The sequence below is a fragment of the Streptomyces sp. E11-3 genome (assembly GCF_046540415.1).
Classification (GTDB): domain Bacteria; phylum Actinomycetota; class Actinomycetes; order Streptomycetales; family Streptomycetaceae; genus Streptomyces.
Map to the genome: position 1 here is coordinate 1 of NZ_JAZGRL010000029.1, position 3,624 is coordinate 3,624.

General features: G+C 71.0%; 3 protein-coding genes. 1 reads left to right on the plus strand and 2 read right to left on the minus strand.

What is annotated here, in order from left to right; genetic code table 11:
- Positions 1-167 precede the first annotated feature (167 nt).
- Complete coding sequence (locus U9R90_RS34405; RefSeq protein ID WP_411061269.1) at positions 168-926, plus strand: MerR family transcriptional regulator; 759 nt, start codon at positions 168-170, stop codon at positions 924-926.
- Between the two features lie 118 nt (positions 927-1,044).
- Here U9R90_RS34405 and U9R90_RS34410 read toward each other — a convergent pair whose 3' ends face one another.
- Positions 1,045-2,007 carry a DUF368 domain-containing protein gene (locus tag U9R90_RS34410; RefSeq protein WP_411061271.1) on the minus strand — a complete coding sequence of 321 codons (963 nt, stop codon included), beginning with the start codon at positions 2,005-2,007 and terminating at the stop codon, positions 1,045-1,047.
- A gap of 154 nt (positions 2,008-2,161) precedes the next feature.
- On the minus strand, positions 2,162-3,624 hold a 1,463-nt coding region (locus tag U9R90_RS34415), incomplete at its 5' end, for a threonine/serine exporter ThrE family protein (RefSeq protein WP_411061273.1).

A 3,624-nucleotide genomic window follows, 5' to 3' on the forward strand; every position in this document is an offset into this window, starting at 1 on the left:
TTCGCCATGATCAAGACCCGCGAGTGTCAACAACGCTCATGATCAATACACCTAGGCGTAGCTTTCGGCGGTCGCTCGGGGCGGTGCGCGGGAGTGCGGGCTTGCACCTCACGCGACGTGAGGGATCAGGCTGAGCCACGTACCGAGAACGACGAAGGGAGCGGGCGATGAGCTACTCCGTGGGACAGGTCGCCGGTTTCGCCGGGGTCACGGTGCGCACCCTGCACCACTACGACGAGATCGGGCTGCTCTGCCCGAGCGGCCGCAGCCACGCGGGGCACCGGCGCTACGACGACCGGGACCTGGACCGGCTGCAGCAGGTCCTGTTCTACCGGGAGCTCGGATTCCCGCTCGACGAGGTCGCCGCCCTCCTGGACGACCCGGACACGGACCCGCGGGAACACCTGCGGCGCCAGCATGAGCTGCTGTCCGCCCGGATCGTCAAGCTCCAGGAGATGGCCGCGGCCGTCGAGACCGCCATGGAGGCACGAAAGATGGGCATCAACCTCACGCCCGAGGAGAAGTTCGAGGTCTTCGGGGACTTCGACCCCGACCAGTACGCGGAGGAGGCCGAGCAGCGCTGGGGCGACACCGACGCCTACAAGGAGTCGCAGCGCAAGGCCGCCTCGTACACCAAGGACGACTGGAAGCGGATCAACGACGACTTCGCCGCGATCCACGCCCGGATGGCCGACCTGCTCGCCCAGGGGCTTCCCGCCGACTCCGCTGAGGCGATGGACGTGGCCGAGGAGCACCGCCGCTTCATCTCGCGGTTCCACTACGAGTGCTCGTACGAGCTCCATGGCTGTCTCGGCGAGATGTACGTCTCGGACGAGCGGTTCACCGCCTTCTACGAGGCCATCCGTCCGGGCCTCGCGGTCTATATGCGGGACGCGATGCTGGCGAACGCGGCACGCAACAGCTGAGACGGGTAGGACGAGCAGGACGAGTAAGGGGCACCCGCAATTGTGGGGTGCCCCTTACTGATGCCCGTGGCCGTACGCGTAGTCAGTCCGTACGGCGGTGTCAGTCCGTATGGCGGTGTCAGTCCCGCCCCGAGCCCGACGCCACGCGCGCGTGCCGACCGCGCTTGGGAGCGACGGGCTCCTCCGGCTTCCTGCCGTGCGCACGGTGCTCCACCACCAGGACGGCGATCACCACGGCGGCACCCAGCGCGATCAGACCGAAGGTCAGCGGGACCGAGCCGCTGGGCGCGAGCAGCCCGCGGTCGTCGTCCTGCCAGGGCCACAGCGCGCGCAGCGAACCGGCCATCAGACCGGTCATCACGACCAGCGTCATGTGGTGGTAGTTCTCAAGCAGCCACTTCAGCAGCTTCACGAAGAGCGCGAGCCCCACCACACAGCCCAGCCCGAAGGCGGCGAGGTAGCCGAGGTCGCGCTCGTTCACGGCGTCGATCGTCGGCTCGTAGAGACCCATGGTCAGCAGGAGGAACGAGCCGGAGACGCCCGGCAGCACCAGCGCGCAGATGGCGACCGAGCCCGCGAGGGCGACCACCACCGGGTTGGTCGGCATCTCGCCGGGCGGCAGCCCGGTCAGGGTGAAGGCGCCCGCCGCGACCACCAGGCAGACCACGTAGTTCCCGGCGCTCCAGCGGTGCCCCGAGCCCGAGTACGGCACCCACAGCGAGGCCAGCACCAGGCCGAAGAACGCGGCGTACGCGAACTGCGGGTGCTCCTCGACCACCGGGGCGATCAGCTTGGCCGCGAGGACCAGGGCCGCCGCCATGCCCACCAGGAGCGGGACCAGGACGCTCCAGTCGACGTTGCGCAGTTCGGCCTTGGCGCGCGCGGTGCCGCGGCCGCGCGGCAGGTCGCTCGCGGCCATCCGTAGCGCGCTGGTGACATGACCGGCGCCGCCGATCAGCTTCTCGTACACACCGGTGATCAGCGCGACGGTGCCACCGCTGACGCCGGGCACGGCCTCAGCGGTGCCGATGAGGGCGCCACGGAAGGCGTTGAAGACGTGGTGGCCGGATGGCTTCGCCATGATCTCCTGTTTCGACTTTCGGCGCTCGGCCGTGGTTCGGCGCTCGGCCGTGGGAGGGAGCAGGCGACCATCGTAGGCGCCGCGCCGCCACGGCTGTAGACGGGTAGAGGGGAAGGTGGGTAGCCGGGTAGCCGGGATGTGCCCGTCGGCTCCCTCAGAAGCCGCGGGTCCGCTTGGCCGCGCGGCGGGCGGCCGGGCTCGCCGCCCCCGGCCGCCGCAGGAACAGCCGGGCCAGCTCCCCGCCCAGGTTGACGCCGACCGCGATGGCCAGAGCCAGGGTCACCGCCTTGGACAGCGAGGTCAGACCGTCCGGCAGGTTGCCCCTGGCGATCTCCAGGAGCCCGAAGTAGAAGGCGCTACCCGGCAGCAGCGGCCCGATCGCCGCCGTCACATACGGCAGGGCGGAGGCGAACCGGTAGCGCGAGAGCAGCTGTCCGAAGAGCCCCACCAGACCGGCCGCGACCGCCGTCGCGGCCACTGGCGACATGTCCCCGGCCGTGGCCATCGCGCCGTACACGACCCAGGCGACCCCGCCGTTGAGGGTCACCATGAGCACGGTGGAACGTTCCTGCTGGAGCAGGACGGCGAAGGCGAAACTCAGCGCCATGGCCGCCGCGGTCTGGATCAGCGGGCGGCTGGGGCTGTGGATCGCCGTCTCCGGGTTCAGCCCGGCGCCGAGCGCCAGGCCCAGCGAGAGCGAGACCAGGACCCCGCAGACGATGCCGACGATGAGATAGCCGACCTCAAGGAGCCGGGCGGCGGCCGTGAGGTAGTAGCCGGTCAGCCCGTCCTGGACACCCGCCACCAGTGCACGCCCAGGGATCAGCGCGAAGAGCCCACCGGTGATCACCGCGGAGGCCTTCACCCCCTGCAGGTCGAGCATGCTGATCGCGACGCCCATCGCGGCCGGAGGCATCGCCGCCACCACGAACTGGTAGAACTCCGGCATCCCGCGCCCCGCGGCCAGCCAGGCGAACCGGTCACCGAGCATCGCCCCGAGCGCGGCGGCCACGAACACCACCACGCCACCGCCGACCAGCGTCGACGCGGACCCGGCCAGGAGCCCCGCCGCCGCGGTCAGCGCCCAGCCGGGGTAGGGGTGGCGGTTCCGTCGTATCTCGGCGAGCCGCCGGTACGCCTCCTCCAGGGAGACCTCGACCTCCGAGGAGCCGATGTCGTCGACCAGGCGGTAGACGGCCGCGAGCCGGGTGTAGTCGGTGCCGCGGCGGCGTACGGTCCTGGCGGCCGTCATCGGGTCGTCCACCAGGGACGGCTGGTGCGAGATCGACAGCTCGGTGAAGGTGACGTTCGGCTCGCAGCGGTCGAGACCGTACGAGCGGGTGACGGCGAACAGCGCCGCCTCCACGTCCTCGGCGCCCTCACCGCCCGCCAGCAGCAGCTCGCCGATACGCAGCGTCAGGTCCAGGACGCGCGGTACGGCGGGCCCCGCGTCGTCCTCGTGCCGCTGCGTGGGCTCCGGCGCCGGACGTTCGGCCGCCGGGGTGCGCAGCATCGTACGCATCTGGTCCTGCCAGGGCGCCTCCTTGATCAGCTTGACCATGGGGACGCCCTCGGGGGGCGTGAAGTGGGTCGGCGGGCGGGCTTCGAACGAGGGGG